We start from the raw sequence: 24,880 nt of genomic DNA on the forward strand, positions 1-24,880 counted from the left end.
GGTTAAACAATGTCAAAAAACGATAATATGCTGGCAATTCTCTGGATGCTGAATTCAGGGACAAAAATTACTGCAAAACAAATAGCGGAAAGACTGGAGATCAATATACGGACTGTTTACCGCTATATTGATTCACTTTGTGCCAGCGGGGTACCGATCGTATCCGATGCAGGCCAGAATGGCGGTTATAGTCTGCTGAATGATTTTATCAATGCGCCCTTATTTTTTGATGTTGATGAACAAAAGGCCATTCTCCATGCAGCAGTATTTGCAAAAGAAGCGGGGTACCCTTTTAATGACGCATTAAGCAGGGCAACGGAAAAGTTGAAAATGTATTCCAACCGGGAACAGGAGCGCATTCTCAATCGACATTTAACCGGTTTTGAAGTGATAAGCCGCGAGATCGACTCTTCCGTTAAGCCGAAATTGGTAGAAATAGAGCGGGCTGTGGCAAACGAGTATTCCGTGGAAATTGAATATCGTACAAGCCGTGAAGAAGAATCCAGACAAAGGGTCATTGATCCTTACGGCGTAATTTACTGGAACAATAAATGGTATACCATTGGATTTTGCCACTTGAGAAATGAAATCCGCAGCTTTCGTGCGGAACGGATATTACAGATAAATCGGACGCAAATGACTTTTAAACGTCCGGAAGCCTTTTCCGCCAAAGAATTCTTCTTACAAAATCTTTTGCCTGACCTGGCAAATAAGGACAGGGTGGTTTCCGTCGTGATCAGGGGCAGGGCAGAGGCCTTGGATGATTTGAGCATTCACTGGTATTTAGGACATCATCTGAAAGAGAGAACTCCAAATCAGGCTGTCTTTTTACTTGATGAAAGAGTAATGAATGGATATGTGCCTCATTTTCTCTTATCCTATGGGAGAGCCATTGAGATCATAGAGCCTGAGAGCTTGAAGAAAAGGCTGGCAGATATTGCTTCGGAGCTAATGGAATATTATCAAATTTAACGATAACACTGACAGCAGCTGTCAGTGTAGATGATATATAATGAGCTCATATTGATGATTTGTATTAAGGAGGAAGAGCAATGGCGAAATACATGGGTGCAACAGGAGATCATACAAATAATGGGATGCCGAATGGGTTTACGTCCATAACACCATTTATCGTAGTAAATAACCCCTCAGAAGCAATTAAGTTTTATCAGTCCGTTTTCCATGCAAGGGTTAAGGACAGCACGGAATTTTTCGATGAAAGCGGCAATAGTATCATTGTTCATGCGGAGCTGGATTTTGGTAACGGCTTTTTGCAGCTGGGAGCGGCGAATCCGGCTTATCAGCTGGTTTTACCGCCAGGAGAGGATAATGCCTGCTATTCTTTGGCAATTTATGTTTCCGATGTTGATGAGGTGTTTGATCATGCGGTGGCAAAAGGAGCAAAAGTCCGGGAGCCTGTTACGAACTTTGTTTCAGGGGATCGGTTTGGAAGTATTCTGGATCCATTTGGAGTGAGATGGTCCATTATGACCAGGATCGAGGATTTATCAGAAGAAGAAAGCAGCCGGAGAGTAGAAGAATGGGCGAAAAGTATGAATAAGGAATAGATCGCGGTTAATATTGGAGATTACAATCCATTTGAAACTGTATCTGATGCAGAAATCAGACTCGCCAATAAAGCGGATAAGGAAGCAATGATCCTCATTGCGGAAAAAAAGTATCGCAGGCATTTACCCGACCCAAATGAGAAGTGGCGTTGGGAAGAAATTAATGAATGAAGGCAGCAGGCTGGTGAAAGAAAAAGGGTATCAGAGAATCATAACTGATTGGAGGATAACCAATCTTGCCTCTTCAACATTTTGGCCAAAGTGCGGATTTAAGCCTATGGCTTATAGAATGGTTCGATATATTGATAATAATTTCACATGGGCAAACTTCAACAATCCGAGTTTGAAGGAGTTAAAGGGATGGCGGCTTTCATAAAAGCCGCCGCTTTTTTTGATCCAATGCAACTCGGCCTGTCCATCAATAAAGCCAAAGACAATAGAAGATAATTATGATATGATATCAATAAATAATTAGGGGGAGGAAACAAACATGAAAACAATAGGACTGATTGGCGGAATGAGTTGGGAAAGCACGGTTACTTACTATAGAATTTTGAATGAAACAGTGAAAAAGGAGCTGGGAGGATTACATTCAGCGAAAGTGCTTTTATATAGTGTGGATTTTTCTGAAATAGAGAAGTGCCAGGCAGACGGTGACTGGGATAAAAGTGCTGTTATTTTAACAGCGGCTGCCAAACGTCTTGAAACAGCAGGGGCGGACTTTATTTTGATCTGTACAAATACAATGCACAAAGTAGTTCCCCAGATTCAAAGCAGCATTCATATTCCTGTCATTCATATAGCGGAGGCTACGGCAGATGAATTGAAGCTTCACAATATTACAAAAGTCGCTTTGCTGGGTACAAAATATACCATGACCCAGGATTTTTATAAAGAAAAGTTGGTGAATGCAGGAATTACAGTCCTTGTTCCAGATGAAGGCGAAATTGAAATTGTGAATGATGTGATTTATAATGAATTGTGTTTGGGAATTATTTCAGAGGCATCGAAAGAAAAATACCTCAGCATTATTCATGGCCTTGTAGAACAAGGTGCTTACAGTTTCTCTGTATGATAAAGAAAAACTGATCGGTTTTGGCAGGGTAGTTGGGGATGGGGGCATCACCTACGTCGTAAGTGATATTATGGTTGATGGAGAATACCGGCGGAGAGGTTATGCGGAACAAATTATGCAGGCCATTGACCGTTACTTTGAAGAGAACACATATGAGGACAGCTATATTTGCCTGATAGCAAATTGTCCTGCTGACCTGCTGTACAATAAGCATCGATTTGAATACTTGCCGGATAACAGATGTGGAATGCTTCGAAATCAGAGTAAAGAACACTTATAATATTCTTAAGCCGGATTCGGAAAAATACAAATATGACAGGAGAATTTTTTAATGGAATTTAGACAACTAACAGATCGTGTGTTTTACAGCATGTTTGATAAAGCGGCCGACAGGCCGGTTCTTGGGTATGTAAAAGGACAGAAGCATTCTTTCATGATAGACGCAGGCAATTCCCAAAAACATGTTGAATTATTTTATGAAGCTCTGTGCAAAGAAGGATTAAAAAAACCAGGCATTACTGCGGTCACTCATTGGCATTGGGATCATACATTTGGTATGCATGCGGTGGAAGGGATTACAATCACTCATAAAAAAACAAATGCTAAATTAGCGGAAATGGCGAAGTGGGAATGGACGGATGTGGAAATGAAAAAAAGACTGGAAGCAAAAGTAGAAATTGAATTTGCTGATACAAGTATCCGTACAGAATATCCCCTTCTTTCAAAGATACAAGTGGTAACCTCCGATCTTTCTTTTGAAGAATTCATGGAAATTGATCTGGGAGATATAACTGCGGAACTTTATCATGTTGAATCTCCTCACAGTGAGGATTGTGTCTGTATCCTGATACCTCAGGAAAGAATATTATTCATCGGAGATGCGGTTGGGGTTGATTATTATAATAACTGCTTCTTAGATAAAGAGAAACTTCGCTCATTAATTACATCGATAGAGGGATTTGATTTTGATATTTGTGTCATGGGACATGCCGAACCAATGAGTAAGGAAAATATCCTCAATATCATGAATTCTCTTATGGAACGCCAGGAAAACGTATGATAATCAAAAGCTGCATAAGTTATACTTATGCAGCTTTTTACATGGAATGTAAAGTTTATTTAAGAAAATCGTTGCTTTACGAGAGTTTGTTTTCATGGTATATTTAAAACGAGAAAGTAAAAAATAACAATGATCATTAAAATTACTTGATACAAATAAAAACAGGAGGTTTTACTATGCTAGGTCATTATTTGATGTTTAATAGAAATTGCGAAGAGGCAATTAAAACTTATGAAAAAGCATTTAACGGTACGATTACTGAGATGCGGAAATATAGTGACATGCCGCCAAACCCCGCTTTCCCTATTCCCGAAGAAAACAAAAATCTGGTTCTGCATGCCCGACTTCAGATTGATGGCATGGAAATTATGTGTGCCGACAGCTCTGAGAGAAGCACAAAAGGCAATAATATGTATGTTTCCATTACAACCAAGGATGAGGCTCTTGTGAAAGATGCCTGGGATCTTTTAAAGCAGGAAGGTGAGGTCTATATGGAGCTTAGTCCATCATTTTTTGCAACATTACATGGATCCTTACAGGATAAATATGGCGTAAACTGGATGTTTACGGCTTTAAAATAGATACTGGTCTGAATCGGAAAAGAACTATTATATTCAACTCAAGCCTGGAGGGAAACACCAGGAGAGCCATTGACTTTCATGAGGGAGAGGAAGTGGACGAGGAGGCGTTTCAGGAGCTGATCCTGGCCGCCGTCGCCATGAACTAGTCAGGCAAGAAGAAATAATCTTTCTGATTTTAAAGAAGATAGAATTTAGCCGGTAATGCAGCACTTGGATACCCGATGAGAAATCTAATTCTGATTTAAAGATAATAAAGGAGATCGTTTATAAAGATGAGAAATAAGATATCAGCAATTTTTATATTAGTGGCAATGTTTATGGTTTTAGTTACCGGATGCAAGAAGACAGAGGGCGGGGGTAATATGCCGGAGGCTCTGAAAGGAGATTTGACCTCAATCATTGGTACTATTTACGAAAAAGCAAAGGTTGATTTAAGCCTGGGAAATACACCCATTGATTTAACAAATAAGGATATGGTGAAATATAATATGGGCCTTGACGATGCTTCTAAAGTAAAGGAAGCTGTTGTGTCCGAGGCGATGATCGGTTCACAGGCCTATTCCCTTGTACTTGCCCGTGTAAATAATGCAGCCGATGCAGAAACAGTTGCAAAGGATATGCTTAATGGGATTGATCAGAGGAAGTGGATTTGTGTTATGGCAGATGATCTCCAGATTGTTACCTACAATGATTTGATAATGCTTGTTATGGTTGATTCCAATTTAAAGGAAGCAGTAACCTCCCAGCAGGTTGCAGATGCCTTTAAGGAAATGTGCGGTGCAGATTTCGACCTTAAGTTATCTAAATAGTGACAGCATGGTATTTTCAAGCATAACATTTTTATATTATTTTTTGCCTTTGGTTATTGGAGTATACTTTGTATGTCCGAAGAAGCTGAAAAACGGTGTATTGCTTTTTTCTTCCCTCATATTTTATGGCTGGGGAGAGCCGAAATACATCATATTTATGGTCCTTTCCATAGTGGTGAATTACATTCTTGGTTTGCTCATCGAGCAATACTCCGTTTCTGCATGGGGGAAGAGATGGCTCCTAGTTTCGGTGGTCTTTTCCCTGGGAATGCTGGGGTATTTTAAATATGTGGATTTTTTTATAGCAAACATCAATTCCATGACCGGATTATCAGTACCTATGCTGAACGTAGTTCTTCCCATTGGCATCAGCTTTTATACGTTTCAAATTCTCAGCTATACCATTGATGTTTACCGAAAAAACACAAAGGCCCAGAAGAATCTGTTGTCATTGGCCACTTATGTGGCCTTCTTTCCTCAGCTGATCGCAGGTCCCATTGTTAGATATACTGATATCGCACAGGCTCTTGACAGAAGGGAGCACAGTCTTTTAAAAGCCCGCATTGGAATACGCAGGTTTTTATTTGGAATTTCAAAAAAGGTACTGATCGCCAATACACTTGGAGAATTGTGCAAAGTCTTTGCAGATTCTCCGGAACGAAATGTTTTATTCTACTGGCTTTATGCAGTGGCCTTTACTTTACAGATTTACTTTGACTTTTCCGGATACAGTGATATGGCAATCGGTTTAGGCAAGATATTTGGCTTTGATTTTCAGGAGAATTTCAATTATCCGTTTATTTCCCAAAGCATTACTGAATTCTGGCGCAGGTGGCATATGTCCCTTGGAACCTGGTTCAGGGATTATTTATACATTCCCTTAGGAGGAAACCGCGTTGGTAGGATGCGCTGGCTCTTTAATATCTTTTTGGTATGGATGCTGACCGGCTTATGGCACGGCGCTGCATGGAATTTTGTCATATGGGGAATGTTATTTGCTGTTCTCCTGATGATTGAGAAGCTGTGGCTTGGCAGTTTCTTAAAGAAAATGCCGGAAAGCATTTCTCATTTGTATGTCATGCTTCTTGTAATCATAAGCTTCGTCATATTTGATGCGCCTGATCTAAGTACATCAGCAGAACGGCTTCGTTCCATGTTCGGGCTGAGCGGACTGCCGCTTACAGGAGTCCAGTCCGCCTATTATTTAAGAAGCTATCTTATCATATTTGTGATAGCCATAACCGGAAGTACTGATTTGCCAAAGAGAATCATCTGCAGAATCCGCAAAACACCATTTGGAGCGATTGCCCTTACTTGGGCAGAGCCTGTGGTATGCGTGGTGATGCTTTTGCTGACAACGGCTTATTTAATCGATGCTTCCTTTAATCCATTTCTGTATTTTCGCTTTTAAGGAGGGCAGGAATGAAAAATAGAAAAACAAATCGGATGATCGTGATTTTGGTAGGAATGGTATGGGTTCTTCTGGCGCTTTCTTCCTGGCTTTCACCAACACAGGAAATATCAGCCAGTGAAAGAAGGAAGCTTGCCGGGTTTCCGGAATTAACCCTTAAAAGTCTTGCCACGGCTGATTTTATGGAGGGCTTTGAGCAATATGCCAAAGACCAGTTCCCCGGCCGCTTTTTATACCGTACCATAAAAGCGTATGTCAAGTTTTATCCATTGGGTCAGAAAGATAATAACGGCATCTATATTCAGGATGGCTACGCCGTAAAAATGGAATACCCCTTGAATGAAGCTTCCATTCAAAAAGCGGCGGAAAAGTTCCGGTATCTGTATGAAAAATATATGGATGGGAAAGACGTAAAAACGTATCTCACCATTGTTCCTGACAAGGGGTATTTCCTCTCCCAGGCAAATGGCTATCCCTCCATGGACTACCAGAAGCTGTTTGAAATGATGAAGGCGGATACAGACTTTGCGAAGTATATAGATCTATCGGATATTTTGGAAATCGAAGATTATTATAAGACAGATATTCACTGGAAGCAGGAGAGGATTACTAAGGCTGCGGATAAAATCCGTAATGCTTTAGGAGAAGAGAAGGAGAGCGCCGGGCAATATAAGGAAATCGAAGTGGAGAAACCATTTTACGGAGTATATTATGGGCATTCTGCCCTTCCCATGAAACCGGACAAACTGAAATACCTTACCTGTGACCTCATAGATGCCTGTACCGTGTATAATTGGGAGACAGGAAAAACTACAGCCGTGTATGATACCCAAAAGCTTACAGGAAATGATCCTTATGATGTGTATTTATCCGGTGCGGCGGCCCTTTTGGAAATCACCAATCCAAATGTAAAAAACGGAAAAGAGCTGGTGATATTCCGGGATTCCTTTGGAAGCAGCCTGGCGCCCCTTTTGCTTGACGGGTATTCCAAAGTGACCATGGTTGATATCCGTTACATTGCCAGTGATTTGGTCGGCGATTATATTTCTTTTGATGATCAGGATGTGCTTTTTGTATACAGTACTTCGGTACTGAATTCCAGTGCAATGTTCAAATAGGGCGGATGATAATCTGCTTATAATAATTCATCGTCGCGATCATACGAAAGGAAGGCTGAGGGGATGAAAAAACTAGACAGAGAATTCTATAACAGGGATTCGGTCCTGGTTGCCAGGGAACTATTGGGGAAGGTGCTTGTCCACGAGATTGAGGGACAGAGACTCGCTGTTAAGATTATAGAGGCAGAGGCATATATGGGCGTTGAAGATAAGGCTGCCCATTCTTACGGCGGAAAGAGGACACCAAGGGTGGAAGTGATGTATGGAGATCCCGGTCATGCTTATATGTTTCTTATCTATGGGATGTACTGCTGCTTCAATGTGGTAACAAGGGAGAAGGGGATTCCACAGGCAGTTTTAATAAGGGCTGCTGAACCATTGGAGGGAATCCAGTGGATGACACAAAAGAGATTTGGAAAGGAGTATGAGCAGCTTTCCAAAAGCCAGCGCAAGGGTCTTATAAACGGACCGGGAAAGTTTTGCAGCGCATTATCATTGGATAGAAGCTTTAACGGCATAGACTTATGCGGGGATCAGGTCTATTTTGAGGAAGGCACAGACAAAAATTTCAATATCATTGCAACAAAACGTGTGGGAATTGACTATGCAGAGGAAGCCAGAGACTACCTTTGGCGGTTTTGTATAGAAGGGAGCGAATAGGCTCCCTTTTTCTCTTTCTGAAAACGTTATTTTTTCCTTGCTGAAATGATCAGCATCATGGGCCTGCGAAGTTCATTTTCCATGCCTTCCACGGTTTGAAGCAGATGCTTAGATGGCTGAGGCTCCACAACACCGGTTAATTCAAAGCCTGCCTGTATCAAACCATTCAAATAGGTGGTAAGGGTCTTATGATATTTCGTAACATTTTCTCCAAGGAAACTGGCCTGTCTCTGTCCCTCGAAAAAGTAATTGTCAACCGGATAATGAAGAATCGTTCCGGCTTCATCGTAATACCATTCCTGACTGCCATTCGCTGTAAAAACCGGATGCTCCACAGAAAAGACGAAATCTCCTCCCTTTACAAGGCAGCAGGATACCTTTTCAACAATCTGTTCAAAAGATTCCAGATAGTGGAACGCAAGAGAACTGATGACTGCATCAAATGAATTTTCACTGAAGGATATCTCTTCAATTGGCATGTGTTGATAACAGATTTTATCACTTGTCTTTTCCTTTGCAATTGCAAGCATTTTTTCGGAAATGTCTATACCTGTAACAGCTTTGGCCCCATGCTCTATGGCATACTGACAATGCCAGCCAAATCCACAGCCTAAATCCAGCACCCGCTTGTCTTTAAATTCAGGCAGCATTGATTCAAGAGTCTTCCATTCTCCAGCTCCGGCAAGTCCTTTTGTGGAGCGGTCCATTTGGCTGTATTTTTCAAAGAATGCTTTGTTATCGTAAGGATTCTGTTTCATTGTTGATGCCTCCTCCTCCTGCCACTTTCATCGCATATCCCCATGGATATGTTTCTTTTTTTAAGATTTAAAGGGATTATAGCACAATAATACGAAAAAAGCTTTTAAATTCCGAACATGAATCATGGATAGTCATACATTTTTCCTATATCATTCTGCCGGTCTGACACATGGAAAAAAAGGATGAATATATAGTATATAAGTAGGAATTACTATTGTTATTATATAAGATTTAGTGTAAAATTTATATAGCATTTATCCCATGGTTTTGGGGATCGGTCCATGCCCGGACTGATTCGCAAAACCACAAGCGGAAGGAGGCCATTATTCTGGAGAAAGAACAATTTTCAATCCGGCGTCCTGGAATGATCGGAGAAGAAAAATTCAGGCAGTATGCGGTTCTGATTCCCCTGATCCATATTTCAGGGGTTACTTATCTGTTATTTGAAAAAAGGTCTAATGAGTTAAAGCGGCAGCCGGGAGAGGTTTGTTTTCCAGGCGGAAAGCTCGAAGCCGGGGAATCCCTTCAGGAATGTGCGGTACGTGAGACTGTTGAAGAACTGAACATATTGCCGCAGCAGATTGAGGTGATGGGACCGGGAGATATCTATCTGTCACCCTTTAACTTAATGATCCATCCTTTTATAGGCGTTATAAGTGATTATCAGGACACATTCAGCAGAGATGAAGTAGAAGAGGTCATAAAAATACCACTGGATTTTTTCCGCAGTCAGGAACCGGAGAGATTTGTGAGTAAACTGATTTCGGAGCCGCCGGAGGATTTTCCGTATGAATGGATACCGGGAGGGGTAAAATACCCTTGGGCAAAAGGAACTTATGACGTCTTGTTTTATAAATATGAAGATTGGATCATATGGGGTATGACGGCTCTGATCGTAAAGTCAGCGGTGAAGCTGATGGAAGAATATCAAATCATTTGATTCCATGACAAAGAAAAAGGCAGTTTTTTATACTTTTTAAGAGAGGTGTTTTCTATGAAGAAAGAAATTTATCTGGCAGGCGGCTGTTTTTGGGGAACAGAAAAGTATCTGGAAAATATCCCGGGCATCCTGTTTACAGAGGTGGGATATGCCAATGGCAGTACAGAGAATCCAACTTACAAGGAAGTATGCAGCCATGATACCGGGCATGCAGAAACGGTGAAGGTGGAATACGACGACAGCATCATAGGTCTTACCTATTTGCTGCAGCTTTATTATGATGTGATCAATCCCATAAGCGTGAACCGCCAGGGAGGCGATGTTGGTTCCCAGTACCGGACAGGTATCTATTTTACGGATGACAGGGATGAGGCGGTGGTCCAGGATTCGATCAATGAGCTTCAGAAAAAATATAAAGAAAAAATAGCGATTGAAGTGAAACCTCTTTCCTGTTACTACCGGGCAGAGGAGTACCATCAGAAATATCTGAACAAAAACCCAGGCGGATACTGCCATATTGGTGCCGATAAATTTGAAAAGGCAAAGAAGGCGGAGGATAAAAGCAAAAAATACGGAAAAAGAACAACGGAAGAACTGAAAGAAAACTTAACGAGCCTGCAGTTTGAAGTAACACAGAACAGTGCAACGGAGCCTCCCTTTCAAAATGAATATTTTGATAAATTCGAAGAAGGAATTTATGTAGATATTACAACAGGGGAGCCGCTTTTTATGTCAACTGATAAATTTGAGTCAGGATGCGGCTGGCCCAGCTTTTCTAAACCGATTGATTCAGAGATTATTAAAACCCATGAGGACCGGAGCTTTGGAAGGATTCGTACGGAAGTGAGGAGCATGCTGGGAGATGCCCATCTGGGTCATGTATTTGATGATGGTCCAATAGACCGCGGAGGATTGCGTTATTGTATTAACAGCGCTTCTTTAAGGTTTGTTCCCAAAGAAGAGATGGAGAGGGAAGGATACGGAGATTATTTAAAGCTGTTTTAACCTCATCAAGCAGCGAGGCGGATTTCAAATATCCGTTTGACTGGCAGAACTGAAATAAAAATGCGGAAGAAGAATGAAGGATGATTAATGAAATACTGAAGTTTAATAAAGAATTTGTTGAAAACAAAGGATATGTAAAATATATTACCAATAAGTTTCCGGATAAAAAAGTCGCGATTGTATCCTGTATGGACACAAGATTAACGGAATTATTACCGATGGCCCTTGGGCTGAAAAACGGGGATGCAAAAATTATCAAAAATGCCGGGGGAATTATATCACATCCATTTGGAAGTGCCATGAGAAGCCTGCTGATCGGTATTTATGAATTGGATGTTAAGGAAATCCTCGTAATCGGTCATACCGATTGCGGGGCCAGACATACGGACAGCAAGAAAATTATTGAAAAAATGAAACAGCGGGGAATTGAACAAAAGAATATCGACCTGGTAAAATACTATGGTATTGATTTTGATACATGGCTGGGAGGATTTAAGGATCTGGATTTATCCATCAAAAAGTCCGTTGAGCTGATACGCAACCATCCCTTTGTCCCGGAGGAGATCATGATACACGGTCTGGTAATAGATTCTGTTACAGGAGAATTAAGAAAGGTCATTTAAGCAGCAGTTCTTGGCGGTTTTCGCATAAAAGGAGGATTTTCATGCTAGTTTATGCAGTGGTATCGATTACTTTGGCATTGGTATTTTATACGATCGGCGTATGGAGCGAACGGATCCAGGGCCAGCTAAAAAAGTGGCATCTGGTAATTTTCTGGTTAGGCCTGGTCTTTGATACCATTGGCACCTTATTAATGGATAAACTCGCCGCTAACGGTTTCCAGCTTAATTTTCACGGAGTAACCGGCCTTCTTGCCATTCTGTTAATGGTGTTTCATGCGGTTTGGGCTACCATAGTTGTGGTAAGGGATAATAAAGAAGCCAGAGCTGATTTTCACAAGTTCAGCATTATTGTATGGATTATCTGGCTGATTCCATATGTGTCTGGTGCAGCATTGGGTATGGTAAGGTAGTGTGGGATAAAGTAACCACTAAATTGTACTTGAGAGGAGATAAGGATGAAATTAGGTATCATTGGATCAGGAAAGATTGTAAAGGAGTTTCTGCCAATCGTTCATTATTTGGATAAGGTAGAGCTTGCGGCCATTTGCTGTACGAAAAGAAGTGAAGCAGTGGGAAGAGAGCTTGGTGAAAAATATAATATAAAACATATTTTTACAGATTATCAGGACTTCTTAAACAGTGATGTGGATACGGTTTATGTAGCTCTGCCTAACCATTTGCACTTCCAGTTTACGAAAGAGGCACTGGAGGCAGGAAAGCATGTGATTGTAGAAAAGCCCTTTACCACAACCTTTAAAGAAGCCCAGATATTAAGCGGGCTGGCAAGAGAAAAAAAGCTGTTTTTATTTGAAGCTGTTACGACCCTGTATCTGCCGAATTATAAAAGAATAATAGAGCTTCTGCCAACCCTGGGAAACATAAAAATCGTTCAGTTCAACTATTCCCAGTACTCCAGTAGATATGACAGCTTCAAAGAGGGCCGCATTCTGCCTGCCTTTGATCCCAATTGTTCCGGCGGTGCGCTCATGGACATTAATATCTATAACATCCATTACGTTGCAGGATTATTCGGAAGACCGCTTAAGGTGGAATACTTCCCCAATGTGGAGAGAGGGATTGATACCTCTGGAATTTTAATTTTGGACTACGGCACTTTTAAATGTACTTGCATTGGAGCAAAGGACTGCAAGGCTCCTGTCGCTAATTATATCCAGGGAGAGAAGGGGGTCATCCGTCAGGATACGCCTGCCAGCATCTGCAGAGGCTTTGAAATCATCATGAATGATGAGACTAAATCCCTTGTAAATGAAGATAATTTCGATCACCGCATGGTGAATGAATTTATGGAATTCCAGGATATGATCTGCGGCAATGATCTTGAAAGGTGCTATCAGCTTCTGGACCACACCCTGCTTGTAAGCGAAATCCAGACAACTGCAAGACATAAGGGAGGAATCCGCTTCCCGGCAGATGAGGAAATTTAAGACCGGGTTATCTGTGGAGATAAATTATTTTTAGTAATTGACAATTCCTCCTGCCTGTGTTATTATTGCGGAAATAGTGAAAAGGCAATGAAGAGAAATAGTACATATACAATAAATTTCAGAGAGAAGATGGTTGGTGCGAATCTTTATTTTAGTATATCGAAGCAGTCTCGGAGCTTTGAACCGAAAAATGGTTTCCCTGATTCCAGGGAGATGGTTTAGTAGGCTTCAACGTATTCCCGCGTTACAGGGGCACGATATGATAGTATCGTAGAGAGTGCAGAGATTTCTCTGAATTTAGGTGGTAACACGGATTGTACATTCGCCCTAAACGTTTCGACGTTTAGGGCGTTTTTTTATTACCTTCACTTATTAAATTACATAGAAAGAGGAGAGCAATGATGAGAAATTTTGAAAAATCCAGTAAGCTGGATCATGTGTGTTATGATATCAGAGGTCCGGTCATGGATGAAGCAAACCGGATGATCGATCAGGGAGTTGATATATTAAAATTAAATATAGGAAATCCGGCTCCCTTTGGTTTTCGTGCGCCAAAGGAGCTGCTTCGGTTAATGAACGAAAACCTGTCCCATACGGAAGGCTACTCGGATTCCAAGGGTCTATTATCAGCCAGAAAGGCCATCGTAAAATACTGTCAGAAAAAAGGGATCGAACAGGTCACTGTGGATGATGTATACACGGGAAACGGCGTAAGCGAGCTGATCACCTTGGCCATGCAGGGGCTGTTAAACAGTGGGGATGAGATTCTGGTCCCTTCTCCGGACTATCCTTTATGGACTGCGTCCGTAACCCTTTCGGGAGGAACCGCTGTCCATTACATGTGCGACGAAGAGGCGGAGTGGTACCCGGATATCAACGATATCAAAAGTAAAATCACAAGCAGAACCAAGGGGATTGTCATCATCAACCCCAACAATCCTACCGGTACCCTGTATCCCAGGAAAGTCCTTGAAGAGATTGTGGAAGTATGCCGGAAACATGGGCTGATCATCTTTGCAGATGAAATTTATGACAGGCTTGTTTTTGACGGTCTGGAACATGTATCCATTGCCTCTCTGGCACCGGATCTTTTGACCATCACATTCAATGGCCTTTCCAAGTCCCATTTAATTGCAGGATACCGCTGCGGCTGGATGAGCCTTTGCGGCGATAAATCCTTTGCAAAAGGCTATGTGGAAGGGATAAACTTGTTGTCTTCCATGAGGCTTTGCTCCAATGTTCCGGCCCAGTCCGTGATCGAGGCTGCACTGGAAATGGAAGAGGAAACAAAACAATTGATGATACCGGGCGGGAGAATATACGAACAGAGAGAATACACCTACCAGGCGTTAAATGAAATTTCGGGAATTTCCGTCATAAAACCAAAAGCAGCCTTTTACATGTTTCCTAAAATCAATACCAGTAAATGCAACATCTATGATGATGAAAAGTTTGTATTAGACTTTTTAAAGGATAAGAAGATTCTGCTGACTCATGGAGGCGGGTTCCACTGGGAAAAACCGGATCATTTCCGGGTCGTTTACCTTCCGGAGCTAAACCAGTTAAAAGTGGCATGTGAAAAGCTGGCGGATTTCATGTCCTATTACATACAAAAATAGTGACAAAAGAGCATTGGAAACAGTCTGTATTCCAGCTGTCCAATGCTCTTTAAATGTTAATGCTGTTCTGTCAGTTTGAGATAATTTTTAAACTCTTTGTTCCAGCCTGCAAACAGATCATTCTTCCGGTGGTCGGTTAAGTCTGTGTGCTCTGATAAATATTTTCCCATATAGTCTGACACTTTTTTTGCTCCAAAGTAGTTTAAGTGATCACCGTCATCGCGGGAATCTTTTGCCCAGTCAATGCCCAGGGTATCGATATCTAAATTTAAGTCAATGTAAGTCAGCTGGTTTTCGTTGGCAAAAGCTGCGGCAGCATTGTGTTTGGCGTAGGACCAGCACTTTGGCGATGGTGCGCTGTATAGGATCAGTTTGATATCCTTATCCCTGCACAGGTTTGCGATTTTGTTTAAGTATAATAAGGGCTGCTCGTCAATCACATAAACATCGTCTGTTTCAGTGACATATGGCCCGCGTTTATAGGGATTCACGATTGCGCTGTACTGATATCCCTTATAAACCGTAATTTGCTCCTGCTTTATCTTATGTCCTAAAGATTTCAGCATATAAAAATGAAAGTATTTCCAGTTATCATGATATTTGTAAATGGGAAATATTTTTTTGACTGTTTCTTCAATGGAAGTTTCAAGGGTATTGATGTATTTGAAATCCCGGTAAAATGCATTGGTTTCAAGGAAAACAACCTTTGGATGCTGGTTTTTAAGCACCCGCTCCAGAAGATAGTAAGTATCCTGAAGCTGCTGGCTTGGGACGCCGCAGTTATATCCTGTGTAGCCGTAATCATTCCATACCTCCATGGGCGAAATGCTGGCGCTGCATTCGCTGTCCCCGATCGCCACATAATCTATGGTATTTTTAGGTTCCTTTAGGATACCGTTTGCCTTTTTATACAGGCTGTCTCCCATGTTATTGTAAGGAATCAGCAGGTAAGAGGCAATGTACAATAAAAGAAAAAGTCCGGTTAAAAATGAAATTGTTTTTATCCTGTTTTTGCTCTTCATCTCATCACCTCTTAAAATCCGGCATAAATTAGTTTTGCAGGTATATATCCGTCGCCGTAAGCCCCCAAAACAATGACAAGAAGGATTGCGGCGTAAAGAAAGCTCCAGCGGGCAAACATATTCCAGCCGGAAATCCTTTCACGGATAGAGATCCCCCGTTCATGGATTACGCCTACGGTATATACCGCTAGAAAACCAAAGAATACCGCAATGAAATCCGGCAAAGACAGACCAAGCTTAAGGAGTGAACCGTCAGTGACCGCAGACCAGTGGAAGCCGGTGAAGATGGACCGGAACATATTCATGCCGGTGGTCAGATTGTTGGCCCGAAAGAAAAGCTCTCCCGTAAATACAATGATAAGCAGCTTCACTGTCTGAAAACTTCTGTACAAGCTGCAGGACCTGTCGATCCTTAAGGTACTTGTAATCCTTTGGACCTCCGGTTCCAACAGATTCTCCATGAGAATGAGGATAAAATAATACATTCCAAAGAAAATATAGTTCCAGCCCGTTCCGTGCCACAGACCGTTTAAGATCCACACGCCAAACAGAGCGACAGAAGAGGAGATAATCTGCCCATAATGCTTTCCGAATTTAGCCCGTGATTTCTTTCCCAGATTCTTGACGAATTTGGTTAAGGATATGGGATAAAAGATATAATCCTTTAACCAGGTGCCAAGGGTGATATGCCAGCGTCTCCAGAATTCCGATGCGGTTTTAGAGAAAAAAGGCTGACGGAAGTTTTCGGGAATGGTTACTCCAAACATTTCTCCGGTTCCAATGGTCATGTCAATACAGCCGGAAAAATCTGCATATAATTGAAAGGTATATAAAACGGCACCTGCGATAACGATGATCCCGCCGTAATGATTAGGGGTATCGAAGATCGTTTCCACAAGCAGATTAAGACGGTCTGCAATAACAAGCTTTTTAAATAATCCCCACATGATCCGCTGAAGGCCGTAAGTGACGTTCTTGTATTCCAAAGGTTTTCCCTGACAGAGGGCTTTGGCAGTCTGCGAGTAGCGGCAGATAGGACCTTCCAACAGGGTTGGAAAAAAGGAGAGATACAAGGCCAGTCTACCCAGATTGTCGTCAGCCTCTATTTTTTCATAATAAACGTCGATCAGGTATGAGACCGCCTGCAGGGTGTAAAAGGAGATGCCGATAGGCAGGGCGAACTTCATGGCAGGCAGAAGCCTTGGGAAAGAGATTGCTTTTAATACCAGGTTAAAGTTTTCAAAAAAGAAACCGGAGTATTTTAAAATCAATAAAATACTAAGCTGCAATCCGATTCCAAGCCATAAGATCCTGCGGCGTTTGGCCTCATAGGCTGCTTTTTCTGCCTTCTTATTCTCAGGGGCGTGAGCCGCCGATAGAAAGTCCTTTTTACAGGAAGTAAGCCATAGACCGATGTGGTGAATGGAAAGGGTGGAAAAAAGTAGGTATACCAGCAGCTTTCCGCTAAAGGATAGGAAAAAGATATAACTGGCAGTAAGAAGTACTTTATAACGGAAGCTTTGGGGCGCAAGCTGGTAGGCCAGCAATACAACCGGCAAAAAGATGAATAGGTACAGGAGTGAATTGTAGGCCATCTTTTATTCCTCTTTTAGCCGATGGATCATATCCCAAATTGCCTTTGCAGAGTTAAAATTAGCGGGTACCATATCTATGGGAGTGATCTCAATGCCAAATGCATCCTCAAGCTCCGGGATGAGAGAGAGAATGGAAAATGAGTCTAAGAGCCCTCCGTCAATGAGCCTTGTTTCTGTTTCATAATCAATGCCTGGGTTAATATCGTTTAAGATCTCTAATAATTGTTCCATGATTTTGTCTCCTTTATAGTTGAAAATAATTGAAAGCATTCGTTTGTAAATGAGGTCTTGCAATGCGGAAGTTCTCTTTTGCAGAATAGAGAAGGATCTGCGGTAAATCCCGGCTTAAAAATAAGGACATGCCTTCTGTTGCCGAATAAGCGCCGGTTTTTTGGAATATGATCCGATCACCGGTCTGCAGGTTTTTGAAAGGGTATTTCTTAACAAGCACATCATTCACCGTGCAAAGAGAGCCGCAGACCGTCCATTCTTTTTTTTCTCCTTCCCGTTGATTAAAATGAAGGACAGGCGGTTTTTTCATGGCCAGCATTTGCCCGTAATAATTCACCTGGTGGATACCGCCGTCAACAATGCAGTAGGGCTCTCCCTTGTTTGTTTTCCGATCCACCACGCTGGTTACGTAGAAACCACAGGGGGCGGCGATAAATCTGCCCATCTCCAGTGCGACCCTGCCGCCGAACGTAAGATTTTTGATAGACTCGGCAAGACCATTTAACATCTGATCTTCCTCATTTTTCTCTTCTTCAAAATAGCAGACAGGAAGCCCGGGACCATATTCCAGCCGTTTGACAGGAAAGCCGTATTCCCGATTTAATTCCCGGCAAAACTGGTCCAGCATAGAAAGTTCGTTTTCCAGTTTTGCTATTGATTTCTTTTGGGTTCCGGAAAAGTACTGGATCCCTTCAATGGTTATAAATTCATGGGCGCCGCCTTCAATGATTTGCCGGATCAGGCTTTCATCCATACCGAACTGATTCCCGGAAGTCAGGCGGAGGAGGACGCGGATGGGTGTTTGAAGCATTGCGCTGCAGTCTGCAAGAAGCTGCCAGTGGGAGAGGGACTCGGCGGTATAAATGATCTTATCTCCATAATGTTTCAGCGCATATTCTATGTCCTCAGGCTTCTTATGTACACCGGACATTATAACTTTCCCCATGTTTATTCCGGCTCTTTCGCAGATGGCGAATTCGCCGGGAGAGCAGACCTCAAAGGAATCCACCACTTCCACTAAATCCTTAATTACAAATGGATTGGCCTTCATGGCATAGCATAATTCCACGTCATCTCCAAGGACACCCCTGATTTTTCTGATCTGTTCAGCCAGGATATCCGTATCAAAAATGTAGAATGGGGTTTGGTACTCATGAATGTCATATTCAAATCTTATCTCGTTCATGGCTGTTTCCTTTACATACTTCCAATAATTTTTTTCTGTCTATTTTTCCGTTGGCGGTAACCGGCAGTTCCGGCAGGGAATAAAACGCGGATGGAATCATATAAACCGGAAGGGATTCCCTCAGCCGTACTGAAATTTCCCTTCCCTCCATCTCGCCAACATAAAATGCCCAGATTCGGTTTTTCTCCTCATCAAAGACGCAGCATGCCCGCTGAATGAGGGGGAAGCTGTTTATGACGGCTTCGATCTCTTCCAGTTCGATGCGGTGTCCCATGTGCTTGATCTGAAAGTCCTTTCGTCCGGCAAAGCAAAGGTCCCCGTTCTCATGATAGAAGGCCAGATCCCCGGTCCTGTAAATCGTTTCCAGGCAGTGAGTGTTAAGGGGATTTTGGATAAATGCCTTATTTGTCTGCTCAGGATTGTTATAATACCCTAGGGCCAAAGCGGTTCCGGATACGCAAATCTCTCCAATCTGGTCCTTTTCTGTGACTAGTTTGTCATCCTGATCCAGGAGGAAGACCTTTTCATTGGGAAATGCCTTTCCTATGGGAAGGATTTCATGGGCTTCAAATTTCCGTTCCACAGGGTAGTAGGTACAATTGCATGTGATTTCTGTAGGTCCGTACAAGTTTACGTATCTCGCATCAGGAAGGTACTTCTGCCAGGTTGTTAAATGCTTAACAGGCATTGCTTCACCGCTGAATAAGACCTTATTAACCCTGGAGGGAACCTTATAGGTGAACCCCTTTAATTGGGGAATCAGGCACAGGGCGGAAACCGCCCAGATCAGGGTCGTTACCTGGTGTTCGCATAAGAAGTCAAGGAGCTCCGTTGGAATGGAGAATAATTTTTTCGGTATAATAATCATGGTGGCTCCCACTTTAAGGGTGGAGTATATATCCTTAACAGACACATCAAAGTCAAAGGGGGCCTGATTCCCGATTTTGTCCTCCCCGGTTATGCCGAACATGGAAGGAAAGTATTCTATAAAATCAATTACCGACCGGTGGCTGACCAATACCCCCTTAGGAACGCCGGTAGAGCCTGAGGTAAAATTACAGTACAGAGGATCGATATCCAGGGACTGATCACGGATAAGCTTTAGGGGCTCTTCCCTTATATCGTTTTTTATAATCTCATGGTAATCAAACAGATTACCGGAAAATTCCACGCCTTCCGGCAGGACTCTGGAATCCCCCAAGGTGATGACAGAATCTGCTTCCAGCACCTTAAGAATCTGGTTGATCCGCACAGCAGGTTGTGCGGGGTTTATCAGTACATAAAAGCATCCGGCATATACAATGCCCATGAATGTTGTAAGAGCCTCCACGCTTTTATCCATAAAAACCACAACAGGGTTTCCAGGTGATTCATAACCGGAAAGAAAGCTGCCGATCCGTTTTGCATGTAATAACAGTTCCTTGTAAGAGCAGCTATTCTCCTGATCTACCGCAGCAATTTTCTCCGGATAGATGTTTGCAGAGTGCTCAAGATACTCCAGTACGTTTCTCATAGGTTGTTACTCCTCTCTGTCTGGTTCGATTGGAAACGTCACACGAACTTCAAAATTTGTCCGGTTTTTTTGTATCTCAAAGGTACCATTCATCTGTTCTACTATTTTCAGGCAGGTTTTAAGTCCAATGTTGGTGCTTTCTAAAAACATGCTGTCCCTGCGGATTTCATTGGAGATGGTAATGATCAGGTCATCTCCGTCTATATGGCTTTTGACAAAGACCGGTCCATCGTTGCCGGCGTATTTTCTTACATTGGAAAACAGATTATCGAATAACCGTCTTAAATATTGGATATCAGCGGTTATGCTGCAGGACTCCTCTACAAATTCTGTTTTAACGTCAAGCCCCAGGTTGCCAAGATCAAATACGTACTCCATAAGCAGCTGCTGGAGAAGGATCTTAGCGTCAAAGGTCTCCATCTGCATCATTATCTTCTCTTTGCCGAACACAAGAAAATACTGGAACAGCCGGTCAGATAAATCCTTTAGCTGAATGGATTTATCTCTGCAGCTTTTGATGTATTTGTCAAACTGTTCTTCCGAATGATAGCTTTTTGAATCCAGTATTTCCAAGTAGCCGATCAGTGAGGTCAAAGGAGTCCGGATATCATGGGACATGGAAGTGATCAGCTCACTGTTTGCTTCCCAGGCTTCTTTTTCGCTTTTATACCTTGTTATGATAGAATTTCTCATGTTATCCGCATTTTTTGCCAGCAATGCAATCTCATCATTCCCTTTATAGAAAATCGGCTGCTCCAAATCCCCTTTTTCTATCAGGGATACCTCTTTTGACAAAAGCATGATCCGGGCAATGATCCGGTGGTTATAGAAAATCAGGATCACAAACAGAAACAGGAAAAAAACTCCCCATGAAATATAAGTTACCAGGTTATACCATTTGATTTCCGAGGAATCGATGATGGACACGGAATAGGTGCCGTCGCTGAAGGAAATATCCCGTATGGCCTGTTTGCTGCTTTCCCCAATGGAACTGGCAGTTTCATAGGGAGCGTATGCATCATTCCAGAATCCGGATTCATAGATGATTTCGTTGCCGTTAAAAATAGTTACGTAGACGTATTTATGGTTTTTTACCCATTTGGAAATGGATCTTACATTTTTTACTGATATGTTATATTTATTAATGTAATTTTCAAAAGAAGTTTGATAACCGGTCAATCGTTTCCAGGCGGCATCCTCATTCATATGGTTCCTGGATACCAGATAATCGCCAAAAGCCTGGGAGGCAAAGTACACCCCAAAGCTGATGACCGCGCCAATGATCAATACAAATACTTGCTTATATCGTAAAGACGAGATCCATTTATGCTTCATCGATCTGATAGCCCTTTCCCCAGACGGTTCGTATGATGGTAGGATTGTTAAAATCCAGTTCCAGTTTTTTACGAAGCTTTAAAATGTGTACCATAACAGTATTAGTGGAAGACGGGAGGAACTTATCATTCCATACGCCCTCGTAGATTGCCTGTGCATCCTTGGCTTTTCCTCTGTTCTTTACAAGATACATCAGAACCTGGAACTCCGTGTCCGTAAGCTCGATTTTTTGATTTTCCCGATAAACGAAATGGCCTGTTGTATCGATCATAAGATCCTGCAGCCGGATTTCTGAACTATTGAAAAGTGGTGTTCCTTTCCCTTTATAAACAACATATCGTCTTAAAAGAGACCGGACCTTCATAAGAAGCTCTGCCTGTGAAAATGGTTTTACAAGATAATCATCGCCGCCGTTTTCATAGGCTTCTGTTTTATCGCATTCCTTTGATTTTGCGGTTAAAAACAAGACGGGAGCTGAAGATATCCTCCGGATCTGGGTACAGGCATCGATTCCTGATAAACCTGGCATCATGATGTCTAAAATAATAAGGTCAATATCAGGATTATCTGTAACGGCTGCGACTGCATCACTTCCGTTTACTGCTTCTGACACGGAATAGCCTTTGTTTTCCAGCTGAATGCGAAGGACTTCCCGGATGTCTGCATCGTCATCCACTACCAATATCTGCTGCAATGTACTCATGGATCGGCAGCCTCCTTTCTATTGTTTTAATATGAAAAATTATATCATTTATGGATAGAATAACAATGAAATTCAGGGGAATTAAGAATTATTAAGATTTGGTCCGTGAGTAAAAAAGACCGGTCAGGAAAGACCGGTCTTTGTGTTCTTTTTAGGGGAATATGCCATGCCCATGTAGGCATCGCCGGACCGCAGCTCATCAAGCATCTGGTCGATCCGCTTTCTGCGGGTTTCCAAACGCCTGGCCCTTGTGATCCAGCCGATATAGTCATTTTTTTGATAGGGAGGACGGTCATTGTAGGCCTCTGTTAAGTCCTCCTTCTGAAGCTTTGCCATTACATCGTCTGGCATGGGATAGCGGGGGCGCAAGGTCTTTTCCTTTGTTTTCCCCGCTTTTTTCTCTTCCATAAGAACGGCCTGTTCGGCTGTCCGAAAGCGGACTATCCTTCCTATGAGTTCAAGGGGAAGGGGCTTATCATATGGAAACTGGACCGTGCCCTTTGAGTAATGGTATTCCTTCAGTTCTTCCTGAAAGGCAATGATTGCGGATGGGGTCGGATGAAATCCGACATGTTTTTTTCCCGCTGAGAAATGTACCAGATTGCCGTAATAGTCAAATGTGGCCATTCCCCAGCTGATTTTTTCCGTTGCTTCCGGTGCTGCTTCTTTTATGGTCTGGTACAGCTTTTCCAGAATGGGCTGTATTTCCATGCTTTGGGCTGCGATGTATTCACCAATGGTAGTTGAGAGCTTATGTTCCATATCATACCTCCTTATTCTGCACTTTGTTATATTTTACCATAAATGCCCTGTTTTAAAAGACTTCTCTATATTTAAAAAATAATACACATTTCCATTAATTTTACCTGAAACCAACACTGGTTATACGAAAATATCATAGAATATGGAAAGACTCTTATTTGGAGATTATAAAATGGGTTATTACGACTACGAAGGCTACCAGCCATATTCTTATGGTTATATTCCGCCATATTGGAATACACCGGCAGCTACCCTGTCATTTCAACAGATGATGAATACTGATATTTTCACATATCCCCAGAATCTTGATGGTGCCCTTGAACTTATTCTGGAAGCACTATCGGGTGAAACAGAGGACAGGGTATTTTATATGTGGCTCATAAACCAGGCTTCCTCAGAAGAGGATAAGCAGATTATATCCGGTATCCGTGACAATGAAATAGGACATTATGCATTGTTCCGGCAAATTTATCAGGATTTAACCGGTGAGATGCCCCCATCTGCGGAAGGAGAAGCTTTTGTGGAGCCAGAAAGCTATTGCGCTGGTTTATCAAGAGCCTTGTTAGGCGAGCAGAATGCAGTACAAAAATACCGTAAGATCCTTTATGCCATGCAGTCACGTCTCCATATAAATATAATGGTTGAAATCATCACAGACGAAATCAGGCACGGAATTTTATATAGCTATCTCTATTCTAAAAATGGCTGCGGAAGCCAAAATCAGAATCAGACAAATAACGCCTAAAATCATATTTACTAAGCAGCCGGATCCTATGAAATCCGGCTGCTTATTTCTCTGCCGCTTTATAAGATATTTCCCAGTGTGAAGGAACTCGTGATATGATAAGCATACCAGAGAAAGCAGCAAAAAACGAAAGGTGGAAAACATATGGCCATGACGGAAAGCAATATTCAAAACTATGGTACCGGGATTATGAAAGAAGGTGAGGAATTAATACGTGAGATGAATGAGAGCGCTCCGGCTTATGGAGAAGCAGCGATCTGGTGGCTAGGGCAGATGGGGTTTGCCGTAAAGCTTGCAGGCAGGACTTTTTATCTGGATGCGTTCTTATCCCAGCATCCAAACAGGAAGATACCGTCCCTTTTAAAGCCTGAGGAAGTGACCAATGCGGATTACTTCTTTGGCAGCCATGATCATACGGACCACATTGACAGGAAGGTCTGGCATCAGCTGTCAGTCAGCTCACCTAATGCCAGGTTCATAGTGCCAAAGCTGCTTATTCCTTCGCTTTCCAATGATCTGCATATAGACCCGGACCGGTTCATTGGCCTTGACGATGGGATCACCCTGGAGCTTTTAGAGGGTATCCGCATAACAGGAATCGCTTCTGCCCATGAATTCCTTGACCAGGACCCGGCTACAGGTTCCTACCCCTATATGGGCTGTGTTCTGGAAGGCGGCGGTTGCTCCCTGTATCATTCCGGCGACACCTGTGTTTATGAAGGAATGTATGGCAAGCTAAGGAGATTCGGGAAACTTGATGTGATGTTCCTTCCTATTAATGGGCGTGACGGCAGGAGATACAGAGAGAACATCATCGGCAACATGACGTATCAGGAAGCGGCGGATATGGCAGGTGCTTTTCGGCCCGGCCTGGTAGTTCCGGCGCATTATGAGATGTTTGCTAAAAACAGTGAGGATCCATTGCTGTTTGCGGATTATCTTGAAGCCAAATACCCTGGAATAAACCACTGGATCGGCAGGCATGGAGAGAAGATTCTGATTAAGCATTGAGGACTGGATAAAAGGCATCCCAAAGGCCATTGGGATGCCTTTTTCTACTAATTTAACGGTTTCTTCACACACCGGTTTTCTGCATGAAAGTTAAAATTTCGTTA

28 protein-coding genes and 1 other annotated feature are annotated in these 24,880 nt (G+C 42.4%); of the genes, 19 read left to right on the top strand and 9 right to left on the bottom strand.

What is annotated here, in order from left to right:
- Positions 1-9: 9 nt before the first annotated feature.
- The 11 genes from BMW45_RS16440 to BMW45_RS16495 all read left to right on the top strand — a co-directional run bounded on the left by BMW45_RS16440 (position 10) and on the right by BMW45_RS16495 (position 8,282).
- Entirely contained in the window at positions 10-972 is a 963-nt protein-coding gene (locus BMW45_RS16440) for a helix-turn-helix transcriptional regulator (RefSeq protein WP_092245854.1), read from the top strand.
- Positions 973-1,052: 80 nt separating this feature from the next.
- On the top strand, positions 1,053-1,568 hold the full coding sequence (locus BMW45_RS16445; RefSeq protein WP_092245857.1) for a VOC family protein: 516 nt from the start codon (positions 1,053-1,055) through the stop codon (positions 1,566-1,568).
- A gap of 163 nt (positions 1,569-1,731) precedes the next feature.
- On the top strand, positions 1,732-1,944 hold the full coding sequence (locus BMW45_RS28240; RefSeq protein WP_207649078.1) for a hypothetical protein: 213 nt from the start codon (positions 1,732-1,734) through the stop codon (positions 1,942-1,944).
- Positions 1,945-2,058: 114 nt separating this feature from the next.
- Positions 2,059-2,643, top strand: coding sequence for an aspartate/glutamate racemase family protein (locus tag BMW45_RS16455; RefSeq protein ID WP_092245860.1), 585 nt, complete (start codon positions 2,059-2,061; stop codon positions 2,641-2,643).
- Entirely contained in the window at positions 2,621-2,923 is a 303-nt protein-coding gene (locus BMW45_RS16460) for a GNAT family N-acetyltransferase (protein WP_092245863.1), read from the top strand. The genes BMW45_RS16455 and BMW45_RS16460 overlap by 23 nt, the downstream gene beginning before the upstream one ends.
- Positions 2,924-2,974: 51 nt before the next feature.
- Positions 2,975-3,703 carry an MBL fold metallo-hydrolase gene (locus BMW45_RS16465; protein WP_092245866.1) on the top strand — a complete coding sequence of 243 codons (729 nt, stop codon included), beginning with the start codon at positions 2,975-2,977 and terminating at the stop codon, positions 3,701-3,703.
- A 176-nt stretch (positions 3,704-3,879) separates the two neighbouring features.
- Complete coding sequence (locus tag BMW45_RS16470) at positions 3,880-4,284, top strand: VOC family protein (protein ID WP_092245869.1); 405 nt, start codon at positions 3,880-3,882, stop codon at positions 4,282-4,284.
- Positions 4,285-4,556: 272 nt separating this feature from the next.
- Positions 4,557-5,093, top strand: coding sequence for a hypothetical protein (locus tag BMW45_RS16480; RefSeq protein ID WP_092245872.1), 537 nt, complete (start codon positions 4,557-4,559; stop codon positions 5,091-5,093).
- Complete coding sequence (locus tag BMW45_RS16485) at positions 5,041-6,504, top strand: MBOAT family O-acyltransferase (RefSeq protein WP_330390767.1); 1,464 nt, start codon at positions 5,041-5,043, stop codon at positions 6,502-6,504. Before BMW45_RS16480 ends, BMW45_RS16485 begins: the two co-directional genes overlap by 53 nt.
- A gap of 11 nt (positions 6,505-6,515) precedes the next feature.
- On the top strand, positions 6,516-7,622 hold the full coding sequence (locus BMW45_RS16490) for a DHHW family protein (RefSeq protein ID WP_092245875.1): 1,107 nt from the start codon (positions 6,516-6,518) through the stop codon (positions 7,620-7,622).
- A gap of 63 nt (positions 7,623-7,685) precedes the next feature.
- Positions 7,686-8,282 carry a DNA-3-methyladenine glycosylase gene (locus BMW45_RS16495; RefSeq protein WP_092245878.1) on the top strand — a complete coding sequence of 199 codons (597 nt, stop codon included), beginning with the start codon at positions 7,686-7,688 and terminating at the stop codon, positions 8,280-8,282.
- 26 nt (positions 8,283-8,308) lie between these two features.
- Here the strand turns inward: BMW45_RS16495 and BMW45_RS16500 are convergent, their stop codons facing one another.
- On the bottom strand, positions 8,309-9,040 hold the full coding sequence (locus tag BMW45_RS16500) for a class I SAM-dependent methyltransferase (RefSeq protein WP_092245882.1): 732 nt from the start codon (positions 9,038-9,040) through the stop codon (positions 8,309-8,311).
- Between the two features lie 365 nt (positions 9,041-9,405).
- Here BMW45_RS16500 and BMW45_RS16505 point away from each other — a divergent pair, with 365 nt between their 5' ends.
- The 6 genes from BMW45_RS16505 (at position 9,406) to BMW45_RS16530 (ending at position 14,673) form a co-directional block, all read left to right on the top strand.
- Positions 9,406-9,981, top strand: coding sequence for an NUDIX hydrolase (locus tag BMW45_RS16505; protein WP_035287376.1), 576 nt, complete (start codon positions 9,406-9,408; stop codon positions 9,979-9,981).
- Between the two features lie 54 nt (positions 9,982-10,035).
- A complete protein-coding gene (gene msrB, locus BMW45_RS16510; RefSeq protein WP_092245885.1) occupies positions 10,036-10,986 on the top strand; it encodes a peptide-methionine (R)-S-oxide reductase MsrB in 951 nt (316 codons plus the stop codon).
- 80 nt (positions 10,987-11,066) lie between these two features.
- On the top strand, positions 11,067-11,609 hold the full coding sequence (locus BMW45_RS16515; protein WP_025233846.1) for a beta-class carbonic anhydrase: 543 nt from the start codon (positions 11,067-11,069) through the stop codon (positions 11,607-11,609).
- A gap of 41 nt (positions 11,610-11,650) precedes the next feature.
- Entirely contained in the window at positions 11,651-12,019 is a 369-nt protein-coding gene (locus BMW45_RS16520) for an HsmA family protein (protein WP_092245888.1), read from the top strand.
- 45 nt (positions 12,020-12,064) lie between these two features.
- Positions 12,065-13,054 (top strand): Gfo/Idh/MocA family protein, encoded by a 990-nt coding sequence (locus BMW45_RS16525; protein WP_092245891.1) that lies wholly within the window; start codon positions 12,065-12,067, stop codon positions 13,052-13,054.
- Between the two features lie 78 nt (positions 13,055-13,132).
- Positions 13,133-13,387: a binding site (T-box leader), on the top strand.
- Between the two features lie 68 nt (positions 13,388-13,455).
- Positions 13,456-14,673: a pyridoxal phosphate-dependent aminotransferase gene (locus tag BMW45_RS16530; RefSeq protein WP_092245894.1), complete on the top strand. Its 1,218-nt coding sequence runs from the start codon at positions 13,456-13,458 to the stop codon at positions 14,671-14,673.
- A 56-nt stretch (positions 14,674-14,729) separates the two neighbouring features.
- On the opposite strand, the gene BMW45_RS16535 is transcribed toward BMW45_RS16530, so the two are convergent.
- The 8 genes from BMW45_RS16535 to BMW45_RS28850 form a co-directional block, all read right to left on the bottom strand.
- A complete protein-coding gene (locus BMW45_RS16535) occupies positions 14,730-15,695 on the bottom strand; it encodes a hypothetical protein (RefSeq protein WP_092245896.1) in 966 nt (321 codons plus the stop codon).
- Between the two features lie 11 nt (positions 15,696-15,706).
- Positions 15,707-17,290: an MBOAT family O-acyltransferase gene (locus BMW45_RS16540; protein WP_092245899.1), complete on the bottom strand. Its 1,584-nt coding sequence runs from the start codon at positions 17,288-17,290 to the stop codon at positions 15,707-15,709.
- A 3-nt stretch (positions 17,291-17,293) separates the two neighbouring features.
- Positions 17,294-17,521, bottom strand: coding sequence for an acyl carrier protein (locus tag BMW45_RS16545; protein ID WP_025233840.1), 228 nt, complete (start codon positions 17,519-17,521; stop codon positions 17,294-17,296).
- 13 nt (positions 17,522-17,534) lie between these two features.
- On the bottom strand, positions 17,535-18,707 hold the full coding sequence (locus BMW45_RS16550) for a diaminopimelate decarboxylase family protein (RefSeq protein ID WP_092245902.1): 1,173 nt from the start codon (positions 18,705-18,707) through the stop codon (positions 17,535-17,537).
- Positions 18,688-20,220, bottom strand: coding sequence for an amino acid adenylation domain-containing protein (locus BMW45_RS16555; RefSeq protein ID WP_092245905.1), 1,533 nt, complete (start codon positions 20,218-20,220; stop codon positions 18,688-18,690). The genes BMW45_RS16550 and BMW45_RS16555 overlap by 20 nt, the downstream gene beginning before the upstream one ends.
- Before the next feature lie 6 nt (positions 20,221-20,226).
- Positions 20,227-21,555, bottom strand: coding sequence for a HAMP domain-containing sensor histidine kinase (locus tag BMW45_RS16560; protein WP_092245908.1), 1,329 nt, complete (start codon positions 21,553-21,555; stop codon positions 20,227-20,229).
- Positions 21,545-22,258, bottom strand: coding sequence for a response regulator transcription factor (locus BMW45_RS16565; RefSeq protein WP_092245911.1), 714 nt, complete (start codon positions 22,256-22,258; stop codon positions 21,545-21,547). Before BMW45_RS16565 ends, BMW45_RS16560 begins: the two co-directional genes overlap by 11 nt.
- 123 nt (positions 22,259-22,381) lie before the next feature.
- Complete coding sequence (locus BMW45_RS28850; protein WP_092245914.1) at positions 22,382-23,020, bottom strand: DUF1801 domain-containing protein; 639 nt, start codon at positions 23,018-23,020, stop codon at positions 22,382-22,384.
- Between the two features lie 172 nt (positions 23,021-23,192).
- Between BMW45_RS28850 and BMW45_RS16575 the strand changes: the two genes are divergently transcribed.
- On the top strand, positions 23,193-23,765 hold the full coding sequence (locus BMW45_RS16575) for a ferritin family protein (RefSeq protein ID WP_092245917.1): 573 nt from the start codon (positions 23,193-23,195) through the stop codon (positions 23,763-23,765).
- Positions 23,766-23,909: 144 nt separating this feature from the next.
- Complete coding sequence (locus tag BMW45_RS16580) at positions 23,910-24,776, top strand: MBL fold metallo-hydrolase (RefSeq protein ID WP_242883075.1); 867 nt, start codon at positions 23,910-23,912, stop codon at positions 24,774-24,776.
- Positions 24,777-24,880 lie beyond the last annotated feature (104 nt).

The organism is Lacrimispora sphenoides (assembly GCF_900105215.1).
GTDB classification, from domain to species: domain Bacteria; phylum Bacillota; class Clostridia; order Lachnospirales; family Lachnospiraceae; genus Lacrimispora; species Lacrimispora sphenoides_A.

Excerpts from the sequence above, each read along its gene's own strand:
- BMW45_RS16560 (WP_092245908.1), bottom strand. The coding sequence starts at position 21,555 with ATGAAGCATAAATGGATCTCGTCTTTACGATATAAGCAAGTATTTGTA.
- BMW45_RS16545 (WP_025233840.1), bottom strand. The coding sequence starts at position 17,521 with ATGGAACAATTATTAGAGATCTTAAACGATATTAACCCAGGCATTGAT.
- BMW45_RS16505 (WP_035287376.1), top strand. The coding sequence starts at position 9,406 with ATGATCGGAGAAGAAAAATTCAGGCAGTATGCGGTTCTGATTCCCCTG.
- msrB (WP_092245885.1), top strand. The coding sequence starts at position 10,036 with ATGAAGAAAGAAATTTATCTGGCAGGCGGCTGTTTTTGGGGAACAGAA.
- BMW45_RS16480 (WP_092245872.1), top strand. The coding sequence starts at position 4,557 with ATGAGAAATAAGATATCAGCAATTTTTATATTAGTGGCAATGTTTATG.
- BMW45_RS16540 (WP_092245899.1), bottom strand. The coding sequence starts at position 17,290 with ATGGCCTACAATTCACTCCTGTACCTATTCATCTTTTTGCCGGTTGTA.
- BMW45_RS16555 (WP_092245905.1), bottom strand. The coding sequence starts at position 20,220 with ATGAGAAACGTACTGGAGTATCTTGAGCACTCTGCAAACATCTATCCG.
- BMW45_RS16465 (WP_092245866.1), top strand. The coding sequence starts at position 2,975 with ATGGAATTTAGACAACTAACAGATCGTGTGTTTTACAGCATGTTTGAT.
- BMW45_RS16485 (WP_330390767.1), top strand. The coding sequence starts at position 5,041 with ATGCCTTTAAGGAAATGTGCGGTGCAGATTTCGACCTTAAGTTATCTA.
- BMW45_RS16495 (WP_092245878.1), top strand. The coding sequence starts at position 7,686 with ATGAAAAAACTAGACAGAGAATTCTATAACAGGGATTCGGTCCTGGTT.
- BMW45_RS16530 (WP_092245894.1), top strand. The coding sequence starts at position 13,456 with ATGAGAAATTTTGAAAAATCCAGTAAGCTGGATCATGTGTGTTATGAT.
- BMW45_RS16525 (WP_092245891.1), top strand. The coding sequence starts at position 12,065 with ATGAAATTAGGTATCATTGGATCAGGAAAGATTGTAAAGGAGTTTCTG.
- BMW45_RS28850 (WP_092245914.1), bottom strand. The coding sequence starts at position 23,020 with ATGGAACATAAGCTCTCAACTACCATTGGTGAATACATCGCAGCCCAA.
- BMW45_RS28240 (WP_207649078.1), top strand. The coding sequence starts at position 1,732 with ATGAATGAAGGCAGCAGGCTGGTGAAAGAAAAAGGGTATCAGAGAATC.
- BMW45_RS16520 (WP_092245888.1), top strand. The coding sequence starts at position 11,651 with ATGCTAGTTTATGCAGTGGTATCGATTACTTTGGCATTGGTATTTTAT.
- BMW45_RS16515 (WP_025233846.1), top strand. The coding sequence starts at position 11,067 with ATGATTAATGAAATACTGAAGTTTAATAAAGAATTTGTTGAAAACAAA.
- BMW45_RS16565 (WP_092245911.1), bottom strand. The coding sequence starts at position 22,258 with ATGAGTACATTGCAGCAGATATTGGTAGTGGATGACGATGCAGACATC.
- BMW45_RS16455 (WP_092245860.1), top strand. The coding sequence starts at position 2,059 with ATGAAAACAATAGGACTGATTGGCGGAATGAGTTGGGAAAGCACGGTT.
- BMW45_RS16580 (WP_242883075.1), top strand. The coding sequence starts at position 23,910 with ATGGCCATGACGGAAAGCAATATTCAAAACTATGGTACCGGGATTATG.
- BMW45_RS16535 (WP_092245896.1), bottom strand. The coding sequence starts at position 15,695 with ATGAAGAGCAAAAACAGGATAAAAACAATTTCATTTTTAACCGGACTT.
- BMW45_RS16490 (WP_092245875.1), top strand. The coding sequence starts at position 6,516 with ATGAAAAATAGAAAAACAAATCGGATGATCGTGATTTTGGTAGGAATG.
- BMW45_RS16500 (WP_092245882.1), bottom strand. The coding sequence starts at position 9,040 with ATGAAACAGAATCCTTACGATAACAAAGCATTCTTTGAAAAATACAGC.
- BMW45_RS16575 (WP_092245917.1), top strand. The coding sequence starts at position 23,193 with ATGGGTTATTACGACTACGAAGGCTACCAGCCATATTCTTATGGTTAT.
- BMW45_RS16440 (WP_092245854.1), top strand. The coding sequence starts at position 10 with ATGTCAAAAAACGATAATATGCTGGCAATTCTCTGGATGCTGAATTCA.
- BMW45_RS16470 (WP_092245869.1), top strand. The coding sequence starts at position 3,880 with ATGCTAGGTCATTATTTGATGTTTAATAGAAATTGCGAAGAGGCAATT.
- BMW45_RS16550 (WP_092245902.1), bottom strand. The coding sequence starts at position 18,707 with ATGAACGAGATAAGATTTGAATATGACATTCATGAGTACCAAACCCCA.
- BMW45_RS16445 (WP_092245857.1), top strand. The coding sequence starts at position 1,053 with ATGGCGAAATACATGGGTGCAACAGGAGATCATACAAATAATGGGATG.